At 69.2% G+C, this 18,463-nt stretch carries 21 protein-coding genes; 9 read left to right on the forward strand and 12 right to left on the reverse strand.

What is annotated here, in order from left to right; translation table 11 throughout:
- The first annotated feature begins 43 nt into the window (after positions 1–43).
- Positions 44–1,336 carry an aspartate aminotransferase family protein gene (locus AB0M56_RS11415; RefSeq protein ID WP_364173775.1) on the forward strand — a complete coding sequence of 431 codons (1,293 nt, stop codon included), beginning with the start codon at positions 44–46 and terminating at the stop codon, positions 1,334–1,336.
- 108 nt (positions 1,337–1,444) lie between these two features.
- Here AB0M56_RS11415 and AB0M56_RS11420 read toward each other — a convergent pair whose 3' ends face one another.
- Genes AB0M56_RS11420 through AB0M56_RS11435 form a run of 4 tightly spaced genes read right to left on the reverse strand, consistent with a single transcriptional unit; the run spans position 1,445 to position 4,636 of the window.
- Positions 1,445–2,362, reverse strand: a complete 918-nt coding sequence (locus tag AB0M56_RS11420) for a haloalkane dehalogenase (protein ID WP_364173778.1) — start codon at positions 2,360–2,362, stop codon at positions 1,445–1,447.
- A 38-nt stretch (positions 2,363–2,400) separates the two neighbouring features.
- Positions 2,401–2,853 (reverse strand): DUF350 domain-containing protein, encoded by a 453-nt coding sequence (locus AB0M56_RS11425; RefSeq protein WP_364173779.1) that lies wholly within the window; start codon positions 2,851–2,853, stop codon positions 2,401–2,403.
- 55 nt (positions 2,854–2,908) lie between these two features.
- A complete protein-coding gene (locus AB0M56_RS11430) occupies positions 2,909–4,075 on the reverse strand; it encodes a glutathionylspermidine synthase family protein (RefSeq protein ID WP_364173781.1) in 1,167 nt (388 codons plus the stop codon).
- Positions 4,076–4,636: a hypothetical protein gene (locus AB0M56_RS11435; RefSeq protein WP_364174201.1), complete on the reverse strand. Its 561-nt coding sequence runs from the start codon at positions 4,634–4,636 to the stop codon at positions 4,076–4,078.
- A gap of 167 nt (positions 4,637–4,803) precedes the next feature.
- On the opposite strand from AB0M56_RS11435, the gene AB0M56_RS11440 reads away from it, so the two are divergent.
- The 3 genes from AB0M56_RS11440 (at position 4,804) to AB0M56_RS11450 (ending at position 6,782) form a co-directional block, all read left to right on the forward strand.
- Positions 4,804–5,808: a septum formation family protein gene (locus AB0M56_RS11440; protein ID WP_364173783.1), complete on the forward strand. Its 1,005-nt coding sequence runs from the start codon at positions 4,804–4,806 to the stop codon at positions 5,806–5,808.
- Between the two features lies 1 nt (position 5,809).
- The gene (locus AB0M56_RS11445) at positions 5,810–6,160 is read left to right on the forward strand and encodes a metallopeptidase family protein (protein WP_364173784.1); all 351 of its coding nucleotides are present in this window, start codon (positions 5,810–5,812) and stop codon (positions 6,158–6,160) included.
- Positions 6,161–6,287: 127 nt separating this feature from the next.
- Positions 6,288–6,782: a hypothetical protein gene (locus tag AB0M56_RS11450; RefSeq protein ID WP_364173787.1), complete on the forward strand. Its 495-nt coding sequence runs from the start codon at positions 6,288–6,290 to the stop codon at positions 6,780–6,782.
- A 4-nt stretch (positions 6,783–6,786) separates the two neighbouring features.
- Here AB0M56_RS11450 and AB0M56_RS11455 read toward each other — a convergent pair whose 3' ends face one another.
- Positions 6,787–7,218, reverse strand: a complete 432-nt coding sequence (locus AB0M56_RS11455) for a DUF4232 domain-containing protein (RefSeq protein WP_364173789.1) — start codon at positions 7,216–7,218, stop codon at positions 6,787–6,789.
- Positions 7,219–7,237: 19 nt separating this feature from the next.
- On the opposite strand from AB0M56_RS11455, the gene tenA reads away from it, so the two are divergent.
- Complete coding sequence (gene tenA / locus AB0M56_RS11460) at positions 7,238–8,221, forward strand: thiaminase II (protein WP_364173792.1); 984 nt, start codon at positions 7,238–7,240, stop codon at positions 8,219–8,221.
- Between the two features lie 50 nt (positions 8,222–8,271).
- Here tenA and AB0M56_RS11465 read toward each other — a convergent pair whose 3' ends face one another.
- Both AB0M56_RS11465 and pheA read right to left on the reverse strand, forming a co-directional pair.
- On the reverse strand, positions 8,272–8,889 hold the full coding sequence (locus tag AB0M56_RS11465) for a histidine phosphatase family protein (protein ID WP_364173795.1): 618 nt from the start codon (positions 8,887–8,889) through the stop codon (positions 8,272–8,274).
- A complete protein-coding gene (gene pheA / locus AB0M56_RS11470; protein WP_364173797.1) occupies positions 8,886–9,791 on the reverse strand; it encodes a prephenate dehydratase in 906 nt (301 codons plus the stop codon). The genes AB0M56_RS11465 and pheA overlap by 4 nt, the downstream gene beginning before the upstream one ends.
- A 98-nt stretch (positions 9,792–9,889) precedes the next feature.
- Here pheA and AB0M56_RS11475 point away from each other — a divergent pair, with 98 nt between their 5' ends.
- The 3 genes from AB0M56_RS11475 to AB0M56_RS11485 all read left to right on the forward strand — a co-directional run bounded on the left by AB0M56_RS11475 (position 9,890) and on the right by AB0M56_RS11485 (position 12,046).
- Complete coding sequence (locus AB0M56_RS11475; protein WP_364173799.1) at positions 9,890–10,522, forward strand: macro domain-containing protein; 633 nt, start codon at positions 9,890–9,892, stop codon at positions 10,520–10,522.
- A 139-nt stretch (positions 10,523–10,661) separates the two neighbouring features.
- A complete protein-coding gene (gene coaA, locus AB0M56_RS11480) occupies positions 10,662–11,594 on the forward strand; it encodes a type I pantothenate kinase (protein ID WP_220245573.1) in 933 nt (310 codons plus the stop codon).
- A 275-nt stretch (positions 11,595–11,869) separates the two neighbouring features.
- The gene (locus tag AB0M56_RS11485) at positions 11,870–12,046 is read left to right on the forward strand and encodes a hypothetical protein (RefSeq protein ID WP_364173802.1); all 177 of its coding nucleotides are present in this window, start codon (positions 11,870–11,872) and stop codon (positions 12,044–12,046) included.
- A gap of 277 nt (positions 12,047–12,323) precedes the next feature.
- On the opposite strand, the gene AB0M56_RS11490 is transcribed toward AB0M56_RS11485, so the two are convergent.
- From AB0M56_RS11490 to AB0M56_RS11500, 3 genes are all read right to left on the reverse strand, one after another.
- Positions 12,324–13,892 carry a hypothetical protein gene (locus AB0M56_RS11490; RefSeq protein WP_364173805.1) on the reverse strand — a complete coding sequence of 523 codons (1,569 nt, stop codon included), beginning with the start codon at positions 13,890–13,892 and terminating at the stop codon, positions 12,324–12,326.
- Positions 13,893–14,042: 150 nt separating this feature from the next.
- Positions 14,043–15,395, reverse strand: coding sequence for a hypothetical protein (locus tag AB0M56_RS11495; RefSeq protein WP_364173808.1), 1,353 nt, complete (start codon positions 15,393–15,395; stop codon positions 14,043–14,045).
- A 1,028-nt stretch (positions 15,396–16,423) separates the two neighbouring features.
- On the reverse strand, positions 16,424–17,434 hold the full coding sequence (locus AB0M56_RS11500; RefSeq protein WP_364173811.1) for a nitrate- and nitrite sensing domain-containing protein: 1,011 nt from the start codon (positions 17,432–17,434) through the stop codon (positions 16,424–16,426).
- 123 nt (positions 17,435–17,557) lie between these two features.
- Between AB0M56_RS11500 and AB0M56_RS11505 the strand changes: the two genes are divergently transcribed.
- Positions 17,558–17,878 (forward strand): nucleotide pyrophosphohydrolase, encoded by a 321-nt coding sequence (locus AB0M56_RS11505; protein ID WP_364173813.1) that lies wholly within the window; start codon positions 17,558–17,560, stop codon positions 17,876–17,878.
- Here AB0M56_RS11505 and AB0M56_RS11510 read toward each other — a convergent pair whose 3' ends face one another.
- On the reverse strand, positions 17,879–18,016 hold the full coding sequence (locus AB0M56_RS11510) for a hypothetical protein (protein WP_364173815.1): 138 nt from the start codon (positions 18,014–18,016) through the stop codon (positions 17,879–17,881). It lies immediately after the preceding gene.
- Positions 18,016–18,432 (reverse strand): hypothetical protein, encoded by a 417-nt coding sequence (locus tag AB0M56_RS11515; RefSeq protein ID WP_364173817.1) that lies wholly within the window; start codon positions 18,430–18,432, stop codon positions 18,016–18,018. Before AB0M56_RS11515 ends, AB0M56_RS11510 begins: the two co-directional genes overlap by 1 nt.
- Positions 18,433–18,463 lie beyond the last annotated feature (31 nt).

Genomic DNA, 18,463 nt, shown 5'->3' on the forward strand with positions numbered 1-18,463 from the left:
CGCTGCCCATACTCCGATGAGGCCGAGACGGATGGAGAACGACATGACCGACGAGCTGCTCGCCCGGCACCGAGCGGTGTTGCCGTCCTGGATGGCGCTGTTCTACGACGAGCCGATCGAGATCGTCCACGCGCAGGACCGGCGCGTCACCGACTCCAGCGGCCGCACCTACCTAGACTTCTTCGCCGGCGTGCTCACCAACTCGATGGGCTACGACGTCGCCGAGATCAGTGACGCCGTGCGCAAGCAGCTCGACACCGGCGTGCTGCACACCTCCACGCTGTACCTGATCCGTTCGCAGGTGGAGCTCGCCGAGCGGATCGCCGCGCTGTCGGGCATCCCGGACGCGAAGGTCTTCTTCACCAACTCCGGCAGCGAAGCCAACGACACCGCGCTGATGCTCGCCACGCAGTACCGCGGCAGCAACCAGGTCCTGGCGATGCGCAACTCGTACCACGGCCGTTCCTTCGGCACGATCGCCATCACGGGCAACCGCGGGTGGTCCGCTTCATCGCTTTCGCCGGTGAAGGTCAACTACGTGCACGGCGGGTACCGCTACCGCAGCCCGTTCCGCGACCTGTCCGATGCGGCCTACATCGACGCCTGCGTGGCCGACCTCGTCGACATCCTCGAAACCGCCACCTCCGGCGACGTCGCCTGCCTGGTCGCCGAGCCGATCCAGGGCGTCGGCGGCTTCTCGCTCCCGCCGGACGGCCTGTTCAAGGCCATGAAGGAGGTCCTCGACGCGTACGGGATCCTGTTCGTCTCCGACGAGGTCCAGACCGGCTGGGGCCGCACGGGCTCGCACTTCTGGGGCATCCAGTCCCACGACGTCGTGCCCGACCTCATGACCTTCGCGAAGGGCCTCGGCAACGGCTTGGCCATCGGTGGCGTCGTCGGCCGCGGCGACATCGTGGACGCCATCAACGCCCAGTCCATCTCCACCTTCGGCGGCAACCCTGTCGCCATGGCCGGCGCGACCGCGGTGCTGGACTACATCAAGGACCACGACCTGCAGGCCAATTGCGCCGCTCGGGGTTCGCAGCTCTTGTCCGGCCTGCGCGCCGCCGAGAATCCCTTGATCGGCGAGGTCCGTGGCAAGGGCCTGATGGTCGGCATCGAACTCGTCCAGCCGGGCACCACGACGCCGCATCCGGCGGCCGCCAAGCAGATGCTGGAGGAAACCCGCGCCCGCGGCCTCCTCATCGGCAAGGGCGGGCTGCACAACAACGTCCTCCGCCTGGGTCCGCCGATGACCCTGACGGAAGCCGAGGCGCAAGAAGGCCTGGCCATCCTGGTGGACGCGCTGGCGGCCACCCACGCCGCACTTTCCTGACACAAGGGCTGTGGACAAGCGGGCAGGCTGTGGACAACCTGCCCGCTTTCCCGATGCTCACACCCGAACCCGTCGTCCCTCGCCGGTAGCGTGAAAAACGGGGGCTGCTCAGATCCCGGCTCGGCCGCGCACGAACCGAGCCACCTGCTCCGCCAGCTCCTCACCCGCGTCTTCCTGCAGAAAATGCCCCGCCCCCGCGATCACCGGATGCGTCCGACCAACAGCCCCCGGCATTGTCCGCTGCAGGATCGGCCCCATCGCCCCCGTGATGGGGTCGCCGTCGGAGAACGCGACCAGGAAGGGCAAGTCCAGCGCCGTCAACGTCTTCCAGGCCGCCCGGTTCGCGTCCGAAGCCGGGTTGTCCGGCCGATACGGCACCAAACCCGGCATGGCCCGCGGCCCGGCCTTGTACATCTCGTTCGGGAACGGCGCGTCGTACGCCGCGCGGACCGAATCCGACAACACAGACCGGCACCCCGACTGGATGAACCGCGCGATGTCCAGCACCTGCGCGTTCTCCACCGCCGACCGGAACTGGTGCCACACCTCAGGCATGTCCTGATCACCCGTCGGCAGCCCGGTGTTCGCCGCGACAACCCCGGCGAACCGCGAAGGGTTCTCCGCCACCAGCCGCAGCCCGATCAGCCCGCCCCAGTCCTGGCCGACCAGGGTCACGTCACGCAAGTCGAGCGCGTCGAAGGCGAACCCGCGCATCCACGACACGTGCCGCGCATACGTGTGGTCCACGATGTCGCCCGGTTTGTCCGAGCGGCCGAATCCGACGAGGTCCGGCGCGATCGCACGCAGGCCCGCGGAAGCGAGAACCGGCAGCATCTTGCGGTACAGATACGACCAGCTGGGCTCGCCGTGCAGGAGCAGCACGGGCGGTCCATCGGCCGGGCCGGCCTCGACGTACCCGACTCTGATCAGGCCACCGTCGGGATCGGCGAGCTCCGCGTACTGCGGCTCGTAGGGGAACTCGGGCAGGTCCGCGAACCGGTCTTCCGGCGTCCTGAGCAGTCGCACGGTTCCACGCTAGTGGGAACCGGACCGCAAAGCAGTACTCAGGAAATACCGACCGCCACCACGAGGCCCAGAGCGAGGTGCGCGGCGGCGACGACGATGCTCGCCGGCGCGAACTTCTCGCTCTCGATCGTGGAGCCGACGTCGATGCGGGTGGCCCACTCCAGCAGCCGCACGGCGATCACCTGGACAACGATGCCGAGCAGGCCGTAGACCAGCGACGTGATCAGGCCCTCGGTGAGGTCGCTCGCCGAATTGAAGATCGCCACGACCACGATGAACGCCATCGACAGCAGCCCGGACGCGGTCACGATCACCGCGTTCGGCAGGCCGCGGTGCACGAGCTGCGAGAGCTTGCCCGGGGTCGTCCAGTCGATCGCGTAGAACCCGGCGAACATCAGCAGCAGGCCGACCACGCCGTACAAGAGGATCGCCCCGATCCCCCGCAGGAGGTCGGAGCCGAACGTGTCGGACAGCGCAAGGGTCGAGGTCACAGGGGTCTCCCAGAACGATCAGAGCGAACCGTGCAGATCAGGCGGGGAGGTTGTATCACGACTCGGGGATGCGGTGCGGGACGAACGCCGCACCGTCGTCGGTGACCAGCCCGCTCGTCTCGCGGATCCCCAGCCCCGCGGACGAGTCCCCGACGATCCACGCGCCGAGCGCCGGCCGGTAGCCGTCGAACTCGGGCAACGGGTCGAACGCCTGGTAGACGTAGCCCTCGGCGCCGTAGACGCCGTCGGTCTGCGTCTCGTAGCCAGTGGCGACGATCTGCACGTTGGCGCCCTCACGACCCAGCTTCGGCTTGCGCACGTACTCCGTGAGCAGGCCCGGGTCGTCGGTGAACGCGGGCAGCAGGTTCGGGTGCCCGGGGTAGTTCTCCCACAGCACGGCCAGCAGCGCCTTGTTCGAGAGCAGCATCTTCCACAGCGGCTCGACCCACAGCGTGCGCGGCATCGTCTCCACGGCGAAGCGGCCGAACTCCTCGTCGACCACCCACTCCCACGGATAGAGCTTCACGACCGTGGACATCTGGGATTCTTCGAGGTCCACGAACCGCTTGAGCACCGGGTCCCAGCCGATCTCCTCGATCGAGAGCCCCACGGTGTCGAGCCCGGCCTCCGCGGCCGTCTCCTGCAGATACGCGGTGGTCACGTGGTCTTCGCCGGAAGGATCGGCCGAGGACCAGGTGAAGTGCAGCTCGTTCGACGGCAGCTTGTCGCCGATCTCGCGCCAGCGCTCGACGAGCTTCTCGTGGATGGAGTTCCACTGGTCGTCGTTCTCGAAGACGGTCGTCTTCCAGTACCACTGCAGCACCGACGCCTCGAGCAGCGTGGTGGGTGTGTCCGCGTTGTACTCCAGCAGCTTGGCCGGCGACTTGCCGTCGTAGCGCAGGTCGAAGCGGCCGTAGACGTGCGGGTCCTGCCGCTTCCACGATTCGGCGATGTGCGGCCACACCCACTCCGGGATGCCGAACCGCCGGTAGCCCTCGGTGGTCACGACGTTGTCCACGGCCTCGAGGCACATCGAGTGCAGCAGCTCGACGTCGGCTTCGAGCGAGAGGACCTCGTCCATGTCGAAGACGTAGTGCACCGACTCGTCCCAGTACGGGCGGGCCTTGCCGGCGCCGTCGCGCGCCGGCGTGCCGTAGGCGAGACCCTGCTCCTCCACGATCCGCTGCCAGTCGCGCCGCGGCTCGCTCCGGTCCCGGTACACCTACGAGCCCCCGCTCTTGCCGGTGCCGCCCGTGCCGCCGGACGTGCCCGTCTTGCCGCTGATGCCGAAGCCACCGCGTTGCACCGATTTGCCCGACTTCGTCGAGACGTTCGTGTTCCCCGAAGGCGCGGTGAACGTGCCACCGGACACGCGCTGGCCGATCGTGCCGGTGCCGCCGTAGTTGTAGCGGTACTGCTGGAAGCCACCGCCGACGATCGGGATGAACCAGAAGCCGCCGCTTTGGTAGCCGCCGTGCGAGGTGGCGTAGCTCTCGTCGCAGAACTGGTCGTTCTGGATCACGCCGCTGGCGTCCGTGCAGACGGCGGTCTCGTTGGTCGGCTTGGCGACCGTGTAGAACGTCGCGACCAGGCCGGCCAGGCCGACGGTCACACCGCTGCCGATGAGGATCTTGCGCTTGGTCGCGGCCTTCTGGTCGGCCTTGCGCGCGGCCTCGGCGGCCTCGGCCTCCTGGCGTTCCTGGTCGGCGATCGCCTGCCGGCGGGCGCGCTGCTCGGCGAGCGAGGGCTCCCTCGGCGTCGTGCTCTCGTCCTGGAACCGCATCGATCCGCGCGGAGTCGGCTCCGTTGGCGGCTCTTGGGGTGGCTGGGCCCCGTTGTTGTCGTCCTGCGTCATCTGCGCTCCGTAATCCCCCGGCACCGCGAAGTCTCTTCCCACACTAACGACCCGGGACGCGCACGGCTCGTGCGGCGCGGGCATCATGGGTATCGATGTCTCCCGACGCCGAGCGGTTCCGCTCGCCCCTGCAGACCCTGACCACCCGCGCGGTGATGGCCGGGGTGTTCCTGGGCGCCGTGATCGCGCTGGGGCTGTCCGTCGCGTTCTCGTGGACGGCCTCCTTCGCGGGAGGGGCCGGCGGTGGTGAGGGCAAGCTGTCGGCCGCGGCCCAGGAGGCGTTCCAGTCACCCCCGGGCAGCTGCCTGACCTGGAGCGCACCGGACGCGTCCGACGTGCGCAAGGTCTCCTGCGCCCAGTCGCACCTGTTCGAGGTGACGAGCCTGGCCGACATCGGCGCGCAGTACAACGCCGAGGCGCCCTTCCCGAACCTCGACCAGTGGCAGCAGATCGCGCAGACGAAGTGCAACGGCGATGTCACGCCGTACCTGGGCCACCCGCTCGACCCGTACGGCAAGCTCACCACCAACCTGCTGCGCCCGAGCGCTGACCAGTGGGCCGACGGCGACCGCCAGCTCCGCTGCGGCCTCCAGTGGGCCGGCCCCGGCGGCGGCCTGCAGCCCACCACCGGCCCGGCGAAGACGCAGGACCAGTCGGCCGTGTGGGCGCCCGGCACCTGCCTGGCGCTGGCGGGCAAGGGCGTGGGCGACCCGATCGACTGCAGCCGCCCCCACTCGTACGAGATCATCGCGACGCTCGACCTGGCCACGCAGTTCAAGGACGGCTACCCGGACCAGGACAAGCAGGACAAGTGGCTCGACACCGAGTGCAACAAGGCCGCTGACGACTACACCGGCAAGGCCGACCTCAGCGCCAAGAAACTCGTCCTCGGCTGGGACCTGCGCGAACAGGAAAGCTGGGACGCCGGCTCCACCAAGGTCAACTGCAAGGTCGCCGCCCCCCTCAGCGACAACAGCGGCTTCGTGGCCGTCACCGGCAGCGTCAAGGACAACGCCGGCCAGCCCGACGCGGCGGGCCCACCCTCCGACAACGGCGGCGGCCAGAGCAGCTCCCCGCCCAGCACCACCGGGTCCCGCTGACATGCCGGTGGAGATGACCCGCGCGCGCTTCGAGGAGCTCGTGTCCGAGGCTTTGGACCAGGTCCCGCCCAAGTTCGCCGAGGCGATGGACAACGTGGTCGTCCTGGTCGAGGAGTTCAACGACGAGGCCCCCACCATCCTGGGCCTCTACCACGGCGTCGCCCTCACCCGCCGCACCACGAACTACGGCGGCGTCCTGCCCGACCGCATCTCCATCTACCGCCGCCCCATCCTCTGGATGTGCTCCACGGAGGCCGAGGTCGTCGAACAGGTCCTCATCACCGTCATGCACGAACTGGGCCACCACTTCGGCCTCGACGACGACCGCCTCCACGAACTCGGCTGGGGCTGAGCGCTCGCTTCCCGGCGGCGCCAGATGACGAATCGGCGTCAACACCCGAAGTACTCCATCGAGAGCAGTGCCCACCGGCGGTTTTGGTGCTGAAATAGCACATCACCCGGCCGCCGGGAGGACGTGAATGACCGCGCTCGACACCCCGCCCCTACCGGACGACGACCGGCAAAACCCAGCCGCCGACACGACCGACACCGCCGACACCCCGAACGACTCGGCCCCGGGCGGAAAATCCCGAAGACCCCAGGTCCTGGCCGCGACCGCGGGATTCGCCATCGGAATCCTGATCACCGGTCTCCTCTGGGGCCTCTCCGGCCAACGCGGCGGCGCGAACGTCGACGCGGCAGCCGCCTGCGACGCCTTCAACCGCGCCGGCCACCTCCCTGACACGACGAGCGGCTACGACCCCACCGCCTTCACGCGCCTGGCCGACGACGCCGCCCACCGCATCACCGCGGCCTACGAGCTGGCCCAGGCCGCAGCCGCCTTCGACGGCCAGTACCAACCCCTGGCCCAAAGCCTCGCCGGCGTCAACGGAATGGTCCTGTCCGGCCGCTTCGACAACCAATCCGGACAGGACGACATCATCCGCGTCCAGCAACTCTGCGCCAGGGGCTAGGAACTCAAGCCCGCCGGACCGTCTTCACCGCGAGCTGAAAGCCCGGCAGCTTGTCCCCGGCGCACCCGGTCCCCGGGTCCGGCAGGAACTTCGACGCCGTCTCCTGCGGCAGGTACACGCGCAGGCCCTTCACCGCGGTCGGCTTGCACACCGCCGGGTCGAAGTTCGCGGCCTGCGCGAACTGCACGTCCGCGGCGGCCGACTGGCCCGGCTGCAGCTTGATCGCGTCGCCCTTGGTGCCCTCGCGGAAGGCGGCCGGGCCGACCTGGTGCCCGTCGTCGCCGGTCACGTACGAGACGCCGGGGAACCCCTGGATCGTGCAGGCCTTGCCGCTGGAGTTCTTGATCAGGATCGGCCGGTACACCGAACCCGCGCCCGCGTCGCCTTGGCCGAGCGACAGCGTGACGTCGCCGGCCTTGCACAGCCCGTTGTTCACCGGCTGGCCGGACGCCGGCGTGCTGTCCGAAGAGGACTCGGACGAGCTGGCCGTGGGCGCCGGTGACGTGTCGGACGTGCTGGCCGAAGTGTCGGAACTTGGCGTGTTGCTTGCGGTCGGCGTGGTTCCGCCACCACAAGCCGACAACAGCAGGGCGCCGGACGCGCCCAGCGCAGCAAGAAAGACCAAGGGAATTCGTGATTTTGTCGTGCTTACCATCTCAGTTGCCTCCCCGTGCTGGGTAACCACCGTTCAGTGGACGTGCGACCTCCGCACCGGGTTGCGCCGGCATCGTGAACTCTTCACCAGACGGAAGGCGATCATGACGGGCTTTTCTCACCAGGCATGGCAACACACGGTGAAACTACAACACGCCATGTCGGTCCACCCGTTCAACGAAGAGCTCGCGACCGGCACTTTGTCGCGCGAGCGGTTCCAGTTCTACCTGGTCCAGGACGCGCGGTACCTCGTCGGCTTCGGCCGCGCGCTGGCCGCCGCGGCGGCCAAGGCGCCGGAGGTCGACGACGTCGCCTTCCTGGCCGGAGCGGCGCGCGACGCCATCGTGATCGAGCGCGAGATGCACGAGAGCTACTTCAAGTGGTTCCGGCTCTCGGAGACCGATCTGGCCGACATCGAGACATCGCCGACGTGCGTCGCGTACTCGTCATTCCTGCTGGCCACGGCCCACACCGGCAGCTACGGCGAGCTCCTCGCGGCGCTGCTGCCGTGCTTCTGGGTGTACCAGAGCGTGGGCGCCGGAATCCTCACGCGGCAGTCGCCGGAAAACGACAATCCGTACCGGCCGTGGATCGACACGTACGCGGGCGACGAGTTCGAAGCGACCGTCCGCAAGGGCCGCGACGCCCTCGACCGCGCCGCCGACGCCGCGGGTGAGGCGACGCGCGAAAAAATGCTCGCCGCTTTCACCCGGGCGTGTGAGTACGAGTGGATGTTCTGGGACAGCGCCTACCGCCAGGAGGGCTGGCCTGTGTTTTCTGCCTAGGCTCCGCCTAGGCGGAGAGATCGCCTCAAGCGATCTCGCGGTGTGGTTGCTCATAGGGCCGTATCGACCCAGGTGAGGCAGGTCCAGGTGCCGTCCGGTTCCGCGAGGAGCTCCACAACGCCGGTGTTGGGGATGAGCGCGCTGCTCGCCAGGTCGGCGGGCACGTTCGACGCCAGGAACTCCGCGCCGAGCCGGATGGCGCCGCCGTGGCTGACCAGCACGACGATGCCGTCCGGGTCGGTCTGCTCGTGCTTCGCCCGCAGGTCGTCAGCGGCACCGACCATGCGGGCCCGCACCTGGGCGCCCGACTCGCCGCCGGGGATGACGGCGTCGAGGTCGCCTTCCGTCCAGCGCTTGGCCGTCTCGAGGTAGGTCCGGATCGACTCGGCGTCGGTGGCGCCCTCCAGGTCGCCCGCGTCGACCTCCTTCACGCCCTCGATCACCTGCACCTCGAGGCCGAGCACCTCGGCCAGCGGCGCGGCCGTCTGCTGCGCGCGCGTGGCCTGCGACGCGTACACGGCCACGATCGGCTCCGCGGCGAGCCGGTCCGCGAGCGCCTTCGCCTGCTCCTGCCCCAGCTCGGTGAGCGGCGGACCGGGCAGCGCCGTGTCGAGCGCGCCCCGCACGTTGCCGTCGGTCTGGCCGTGGCGGACGAGGAACAGTCTCACGCGCCTTCTCCCTTCAACACGGCGTCGACCCAGGCCTGGGCGTCGACGAAGTCCTGGTTGCCCGCGCCGGCCTCGACGGTGGCGGCGACGTCGTCGGCCCGCGGGTGCGAGCCGAGGAAGCGCAGGTGGCAGCGGCGGCGCAGCGCGGCCATCGCGTCGACGATCCGCGGCTCGGCCACGTGCCCCTCGAAGTCGATGAAAAAGCGGTACTCGCCGAAGTTGTTGCGGGTCGGGCGCGCGTCGAGGCGCGTGAGGTTGATGCCGCGGCTCGCGAGCTCGGCGAGCAGCTCGGCCAGCGTGCCGGTGCGGTTCACGGCCGCCGCGACGATCGACGTGCGGTCGGCGCCCGTGGGCTCGGGTAGCTCGCCGGGGCGGCGGACCAGCAGGAAGCGCGTCTGCGCATCGTGGACGTCGGCGACGCCCGTGGCCAGCTCCTTCAGCGCGTAGTGCTCGATGGCGACCGGCGCGGACACGGCCGCGTCGTAGGTGCCCTCGACCACGCCGACGGCGGCCGACGCCGTGGACGAGGAGGCCACCACGGTCGCACCGGGCAGGTTCGCCTCGAGCCACTCCCGCACCTGCGCGAGGGCGTGCGGGTGGCTCGCGACGGTGCGGATCTCGCCACCACCAGGACGCGCCAGAACGCTGAAGTGGATGGGCAGGATGGTCTCCGCGACGGCGACCAGCGGGGCTCCGTCGCTGAGACCGTCGAGCGTCGTCGGCACGACGCCCTCGACGGAGTTCTCGATCGGCACGCACGCCGCGTCGGCAGCGCCTTCGCGAACGGCAGTGAGCGCCAGCCGGACGGTCTCGTAGGGGGTCAGGTCCTCACCCGGCGCGAGCGCACGGGCGGCCTGTTCGGTGAACGTGCCCTGAGGGCCGAAATACGCGATCCGCAACACGACCGCCAGGCTACTTCGGACGGACGTGGCGGTTTTCACTCGGACAGCCACAACTCAAACCGGTTACGCCACGTGGCTTTTTTTGCCATGCTGGAACCGTGACCGCCGAATCGGGCACACACACCGGGCACGAGGACGTCGACCCGCCGGTTTCGTCCGCGACGCCGGAACTGGTGCTGTGTGCCGTCGACGAACCGCTCGCCGCCGCGTGGACCGGCGCCGTCTCCACCCTCAGGACCGAGGTCGAGATGGTTCGGGTGCACCGTGGTTCGGTGCTGGACGTCGTCGCCCAGGCGGTCGTGAGTCCCGCCAACTCCTACGGCTGGATGCGCGGCGGGATCGACGCCGTGTATGCGCGGGCGTTCCCGGACGTCGAGCAGAACGTGCGCAGCGCCATCTTGGCTTCGTACGGCGGAGAACTGCCGCTCGGCGAGTCGGTGATCGTGCCGACGGGCGAGGCCGAGCCGGCGTGGTTGATCAGCGCGCCGACCATGCGCGAGCCCGGCGAGCGGCTGCCCGCCGACACCGTGCACCCGTACCTCGCGGCGCGCGCGGTGTTCCTGCAGTGGCGGCACGGGATGCTCGACGAAGGGCCCGTGCGCGAACTCGTGGAGACCATCGCGATGCCCGGCTTGGGCACCGGCGTCGGCGGCGTCGATCCGGCCACGTGCGCACGCCAGGTGGCCGCCGCGTGGGAGGAAGTTTTCGGCCGCCGCCGTAACCCTCGGTGATCGCGTCAGGCAACGGTTCGGACCGCGTGCACCACATCACAGCGCGTTCACGCGCGGTAGGCCCTACCGTTGATGGAGCGTTACTCGCAAGGTAGTGCCCAGTACGGAGCCAGCGCAGGCGACGGCCGAGGAGTGTGCGATGCCACGGGTCCGTGAACTCAGTCCCTACGTCGAGCTTCACCGGGAACAGTGGCGGGAGCTGCGCAGCTCGACCCCACTGCCCCTGACCGCCGATGAGCTGGTTCGGCTGCGGGGTCTCGGCGAGCAGATCGACCTCGCCGAGGTGGCCGACGTCTACCTGCCGCTGTCGAGACTGATCAACCTGCAGGTCAAAGCCCGTCAACAGCTGTACGAGGCCACCACGACGTTCCTCGGCGAAGAGTGCGTCAGCACGAAGGTGCCGTACGTAATCGGCGTCGCCGGCAGCGTCGCGGTCGGCAAGTCGACCACGGCCCGCATCCTGCGCACGCTGCTCGCCCGCTGGCCGGACCACCCGCGCGTGGACCTCGTGACCACCGACGGGTTCCTGTACTCCCGCGACGAACTGACCCGCCGCGGCATCATGCACCGCAAGGGCTTCCCGGAGAGCTACGACCGGCGCGCCCTGCTGCGCTTCGTCACCGAGGTGAAGTCCGGCGCCGAACGCGTGTCGGCGCCTGTGTACTCGCACCTCGCGTACGACATCCTGCCCGGCGAGGAACAGGTCGTGGAGCGCCCGGACATCCTCATCATCGAGGGCCTGAACGTCCTGCAGCCCGGCCCGCGCCTGACCGTCTCGGACCTGTTCGACTTCTCCATCTACGTCGACGCGCACACCGACGACATCGAACGCTGGTACGTCGAGCGCTTCCTCAAGCTCCGCCACACCGCGTTCTCCGACCCGGCTTCGCACTTCCACCACTTCGCCGGCCTCGACGACGACGAGGCCCGTGAGGAAGCCCGCCACCTCTGGCGCACGATCAACGAACCGAACCTCATGGAGAACATCAAGCCGACGCGCCCACGGGCCACGCTGGTGCTCCGCAAGGACGCCGACCACTCCATCAACCGCGTGCGCCTGCGCAAGCTCTGACCGCTTCCTGGCCGGCCCTGCGGTGGCCTGTCCTCCGGCGCGGCGATGGCTTGTTCGGCGGCTCTGTCGTCAGCTTCGTCGGCGGCCTTGTTGGCGGCTTTGTCACCCACATAGCCCTCGCCTGCCCCGCATCCTCACCCTCCGCCCCCCGACCTCGGCCGATCGGCCAGTTCGGGGGGCGGCTTCGTAACCAGTTGGCCGATACCGGGCGAGCCTCGTGAAAGCGACCCTGAACAGAAGGGAAATTCGCATCTGACCTGGGAAGGAGGCCCCCGGTGTTCTCCATCGTCCTCACCTGGATCGGCGCAGTACTCGGACTGGCCCTCTTCGTCGCCATGGCCGCCAGCACCTTCCTGGTCGACCTGGACGAAGCCATCCGCGAACGCCGCCGCAAGGCCGCCACCGCAGCCGCCACCATCCCCGTAGTCCCCAGCCAAACCCCAACGGCATAACCAACAAAAGCCCCAGCCACACCCGGCCGGGGCTTTCTTTTATGCTTTTCGCTTTCCCCCACCACACAACCGCACCAGTTCCACAAACTCACCAGCGCACCCAGACCCGGCCCTGCACCTCGATCCCCGCCTTCCACGCGGCCTGGACTATTTGTCAAGGTACTCTTTCCCGCCTTGACAAATAGTCCAGACCGTAGGGACACTAAAAAATCGGGGTGCCAACATGCGCTAATCCAAGCGCAATGATCCGCGCCAGCGGATCGAGCCGTGACAACGGCTATTCAACCGCAGTCAACGCCTCCCGATACCCTTCCAAATCATAATCCAACCGATCCTCATCCTCAGCCTCTTCCAACTGCCCCTCCAGCACAGAGACCAACTCCCCCAAAACCTCTTCCCTCGTCAACCCCTTCTCGATCAACTTCTGGGCCGCCACCCAAACCTCTTCAGGCGAGTCCTCCCAAAGCTGATCCACCACCGACGTCTCCAACGCCAGCCTCAGCCCATCAGCACCATCGAACTCGTCATTCGCCAACGACTCGTGATACTCCGGATGCCCCCCGATGACCAGCATCCGCCGCTGCTCCGGATCCGACGGATCCAGATCCGTCAGCTCCTCATCCCCGATCACCGTGGACAACTCCGGCACGGCAAACCGTCGCCGCTCCACGACCCCCAAAACCTCTTCGGCAGACTCCGTCCCATCCAGATAATCCGAAACCTCATCCTCTTCGGACTCATCTTCGTCGGACAGGTATTCCGCCAAATACTCCTTCACGTCTTCGACAAGAGCAGCCGAAGCAACCTCCGACAACCCGCCCCGAGCCGCGGCCCAAGAAGCCCATGCCAGCACCACCGGCGGCACGAGATCCTCGTCCTCGACCTCGTACTCCCCACCCAGCAACGACTCCAGGAATCGCGCCAGCTTCTCCGGCCCGACGCGCAGCGGATCCGCCGGCTCGGTCCGGCACCCGTGGTCCACCAGCAGCCGCGCCACCGACCGCGCCGCCTCGACGTCGGCGAACGAAACCTTCCCGAGGAACTCCTCCACGATCGCGTCGCGCCGCGCGTCCGGCCACTCCTCGACACCCCGGCCGGCTGACGGCTCCGGCAACGCCCGCAGCCACGCCATCGCCACGGCGTGGAAGCGCGTGTAGTCCTCGCCGACGTCGGGCTCGTCCATGCCGTCGGTCGCGGCGATGCCGTCGAGCAGCAGGCGGTGCGCGTCGGCCGGCGCGACCTTCTCGAGGACCACGAGCTCGCCGTCGTCGGCGATCTGCGTGCGCATCTCGGCCAGAACCTCGTGCGGCTCGTCGATCACCACGAGGTCGCGCACTCGGCCGAGCTCGGTGAAGTCGAGCAGCGCCAGCAGGCCGAGCGTCGCGTCGCCGCGGGAGAATGTGCACAGCAGCGAGGACTCGTCGCCGTAGACGTCGCCGGTCCGCCAGATCTCACCGACCGTCACGCGGCCGACCTCACCGGCCCACTCGGGCTCGGGGATGCCGCGCGAGAGCACCACGGCGAGCGCCTCGGCGGCCGCCGTGCGCTCCTCCTCGGTCTCGGCCAGCACCTTCAGCGCGGCGAGCAGCGCCGCCGCGCCGGGCGTGATCTTGCGCTGCGCGAACGCGATGAGCTCCAAGCCCAGCTGCTCGCCGCCGTCGGGCTCGCCCTCGATCGCGAGGTCCCACCACTGTCCGAGCACCTCGGAGGCGAGGAGCTCGACGTCGAACGGGCCGGGCTCCGCCGCGACGGCGGAGAAGTCCCGGAGGACGTCCTTGAACAGGCCGTTCACGCTGGGCGTGGCGGGCTGGGGGCTCTTCTTGCGGGCGCGGCTCACCGGACTCATGCGGAACATCGTTGCATCGCTGGTGCGGGCGCGGATCCGCGGGACGCGCGGCCGCGGTGGCCCCGGGCGCGGTATCCGCGACCGGCCAGGGAGCCGGCTGCGAAGAGGGACCACCGCGACGACGCGGAAAAGAGCTACGTGCGAGGTGTTTCAGCTGGTCAACGAGTCAGAAGCCGGAAGGTTACGCGGTTTCGGCAACGCGATCCGAGCCGCGCGCACTTCCGCGATCAGCCGTGTCTTGCGCCGGTGAACGCTCACCAAGTCGGCCAGGTACCCCGTGAACTCCTCCGCCGTGCCGGCGCGTTTGTGCAGCGTGCGCAGCTTCTTCAGGTGCTTCGCCGCTTCGCGGTAGGCCTGCGGGTCCTTCTGCTCGATGAGCTGCTCGACCTGGCTGCGGTAGACCGGGATCGTCTCGGCCGGGTGCGCAACCTCGCGCGACGCGGCCAGCTCCACGCGCAACGCCAGCGACCCACCGAAGCGCACGCACGCGCGCCACGCCTCGTCGGGCCGATCCTCGGCGACCAGCGCCCGGGCGAGCTCTTCGGCGCCTTCTTCACTGTCGGCCGCGCGCTCCCTCAGCCGCGCGAGGGCCGCGACGCGCTGCACGGACCACACGCCCGCTTCGACAGCCGCCTCGCGCAACGCCGTGTACGTGACGCTGTCAGGCGCCTCGTCGAACTCCTTGCGCCGCAAGGTGACTGTCTCGTCTTCCGGCTCGGGCAGGGTTTGGTGCGGGTTTTGGTGCGTCTTGTGCGGCGTGAGCGCGCGGGCCGCGTGCGCGATGGCCTCGCTGTGCCGCCCGGCCGCCCGCAGCACCCGCACGATCTTCAGGCTCACATCCACGCGCGGCGGCTTGGCCGACAGGATCGCGACCAGCGCGTCCACGTCCCCGCGCACCTCGGCGAGCTCCTCCAGCATGCGCTCCGCGACGTCCCGGCGGTACCCCGTCGGCCCGCCTGTCAGTATTTCGTCCACAGTAGACTTGATCCGCTCAAGTCCCTTTTCCCCCAACGCCTCAGCGAAATCCGCCAGCGCGATCGTCGGCCTTCCGGGCCCGTCGAACTCCACCTCCAGCAGCCACTCGGCCAACTGCTCGGGATCCGGCGGCCGCGCAACACACGCCCGCGCGTACAGCTCGACTGCGAAGTCCAGCTTGTCCCCGAGGTCACCGGACGGATCCCCGGACTGCTCCAGCACCTCACCGATGTCATCCACAGTCCGCCGCGCGAGCGGCGCCAGGTCCGCCGGACTGCCCGCATCGAGCAACCGCCCCAAGGTGTCCAGCACGGCGCCCACCTTGGCCGTGTACTCGACATTGCCGTCCTGCACCGCCGTGTCCAACAGCCGATGCGCCTCCGCAACCTCACCCGATTGAGTGGCGCACCGCAGTTCCAGCGAATGCCGTAACTCAGGGTCACGCCGCACCTGGGCGTACAGCAGGTCCACCAGCGTTTCCACGTCCAACGTACGCAGGTAGGACCGCAGATCCGGGGGAGCACTCACGCGCACCAGTCTGCCGCATGCCGTTCGCCGCGCGTGTGGGCCAACGGCGTGCTCTTTCCGGCCCAACCGCGCACCGGGGGTGACCTGTGGTTCTCGTCGGGCGGGGCTCTGGCGGGCCATCGCTCGGGGGCTCGGTGAGGTGATGTCTCGTGGGTTGGCTGGGCACCATCGCGACCAGTCCCCCGGGTTGGTTGAGCACCATCGCGACCGGCCCCCCGGGTCGATTGAGCACCATCGCGACCGACCCCCGCGTTGGCTGGGCGCCATCGCGACCGGCCCCCCGGGTCGATTGAGCACCATCGCGACCGACCCCCGCGTTGGCTGAGCGCCATCGCGACCGGCCCCCCGGGTCGATTGAGCACCATCGCGACCGACCCCCGCGTTGGTTGAGCGCCATCGCGACCGATCTCCCGGGTTGGTTGAGCGCCATCGCGAGGGATCTCCCGGGTTGGCTGAGCGCCATCGCGACCGGTCCCGCCACCCGCCGCGGATCTGACCGACACCATCGCGACTGGTGTCGCGGCCCGTTCCATGCGCACCGCGGATCGGATCGATTCCATCGCAGCCCGGCACCGCCGCCGCCCGATTGGCGTCACCCCGCACATCAGTTCAGTGCCGTCTCGACCCGATGCCCCAGCCCGCTCCTGCCTCTCACCGCGGGTCGGACCATCGCGGCCGCGACCCGTCCCGTGGTGCCATTCCCACGCCACACTGCAGATCGGATCGCCGCCATCGCGACTCATCCCGTGGCCCCTCTCCCACACTCCCACCACAAGTCGGATCGGCGCCGCCTCGATCCGATGTCGCGGCCGGGGCCTGCGCCACCGCGCGGATCGGTTCGGCGCCGTGCCGGGCCGGCTATTGCTCTGCCGCGGCCGTGCTGTGCCACGGCCCGGGCCTGCACCACCCGTGAATCGCTTCGGCGCCGTCCCTTGCCAGCGCTCTTGCCATTGCCGTGGCATCGGCGTGTGCCCTGTCACCACAGGACAGATGCCACGCTGCGACCCAGGACTATTCCTCGCCTGGCCTCAGCGGGACGCCGCGCCGCTGCGTGCTGCCGCGGCCCTGTGCCGCAGCGCTGAGCGTTGCCGCAGCTCCGCGCGTCGCTCGGGCTCCGGGGATCGCTGCGCCACCGTGCTCCGCCGCGGCTCCGAGCGTTGCCGCGACTCCGTCTCCTGCCCGGTTCCCCACTCGACTTCGGCCCGCCGCAGCTCCGCGGCGTTCCGCGCCACTGCCGCCCGCCCCAGCGCGAGCCGCCGCGGGTCCGTGAGCTGGTCGGCGAGCCGAATCGCCACCGCCATCACCACGCCGGCGAACACCACGATCGCCACCCCGCCGGCGAGCGCCCCGCCCAAAGTGCGGTGAGCGTGATCAACCGTCATCTGCACCGCGAAGTTGTTCTGCTGCGCGAAGAGTTCCCCCAACCCACGCCCTGCGACCGCCGTCGCCGCGCGCCACGTCGGCATCGCGACCGGCAGCGGCGCCGCGTCGGCGTAGGCGTTCTCGACCGCCGTCAGCGTGCTCCAGTCCTCACCCCGCACAAGCGCTTCGTACCGCTCCCGACCACTCTGCGTGAGCCTGCCCGCCGCGCTCGCGAGCGTCGTCCGGTACCCGCCCACCGCGTCCGTGAAGAGCCGCCGCGTGGTCCCATCGAGCGCCGCCAGCGCGAGAGAATCCGCTCGGTACAAACCTTCCGTCGCCACCAGCAGATCCACCGCCGTGTTCTGCTGATACGCCGTCTCCGCATCCGGCGCCGCCCGGGTGAGCTCTCGCAGGCCGGCGATCGCGTCGTCGATACGCTGCGTAAAACCCGTGTACTCAGCCAGCCGGTCGCCCGCGAGCAGCGCTTTGCCCCGCCGCTCCTGCAACCCCACCACGGTCCGCGTCACGTCGTTCGACGCCCGCGCTGTCTCATCCGCCAGCCCTCGCACGTGATTCGCTTGCTGCACCAGGAAAATCCCGATCACCAACGCCACCAGCACCAGCGCCGCACCGGGCACGAACGCGATCAGGACCACGCGCCTGCGCAGGTACTCCACGGCCTTTCCTTCCGCTTTTCCCCAACCCGGCCAACCACGCTAGGGAAACCGCGGCGCGAGGGTCAACGAAAGTCCGCCATACGGCCGTTAGCCCACCGTGACCGCCGTGGTACGCAATCTCCCGTGACTCTCGACGCGCTCACCCAACGCCTCCGCGACTTCGCCTCCGCCCGCGACTGGGAACCGTTCCACCACCCGAAGAACCTCGTCATGGCCCTCTCCGGCGAAGTCGGCGAGCTCATCTCCCTCTTCCAATGGCTCACGCCCGAAGAGGCCCGCGAATACCGCTCCGACCCCACCCTGACCGCCAACGTCCGCGACGAAATCGCCGACGTCCTCCTCTACCTGGTCCAACTGGCCGACGCCCTGGACATCGACCTCCTCGAAGTGGGCAACGCGAAGGTCGACCGCAACGAGACCCGTTTCCCGCCCGTGCCGCGCTGATCAGCCGGCGCGGCTCGTCGACGGCTTGCTCGTCGTCACCACCTGCTGCGCCGGCAGTGTCTCGGGCGGGCGCAGGAACGCGACCAGCAGCAGAGCCGCGACGGCCACCACCAGGGCCGTGACCACGACGATCCGCATCAGGCCGGCCGGCGGCGCAGGTAGAGGACCAGCCCGGCGGACGCGGCGGCCGCGATCAACGCACCCGCGGCGACCAGGAACGGATAGCCACCGAATGGGGATATCGACGTTTCCGGAATTGCGCCCACCGGATTTCCCGGTTCCGCCTGCGCCGCGGCAGAGCCGACCACGATGAGCCCCGCAATCAGGGCGAACGTACCAATGACACGGCGAAAGAGAGCCAACAGGAAAACCTTCCGAAGAGTCCGGCGAAGCGATGCCGGGCATATCGCCGTGCCGCCGAAACCGTTACGGATCAATTCCGAACGATTTCCCGCGGCAACCTGATCGGGTGCATCCGGTGATTTTCCGCCGCGCCGCCGTCGCGCCGACATCGTGTCGACATCGCGCCCCAACGTGTCCTCGGGCACCAGCACCGGCAACGACCGCCCCGAAGCCGTAACCTCG

The sequence above is a fragment of the Amycolatopsis sp. NPDC051372 genome (assembly GCF_040682095.1).
GTDB lineage: Bacteria > Actinomycetota > Actinomycetes > Mycobacteriales > Pseudonocardiaceae > Amycolatopsis.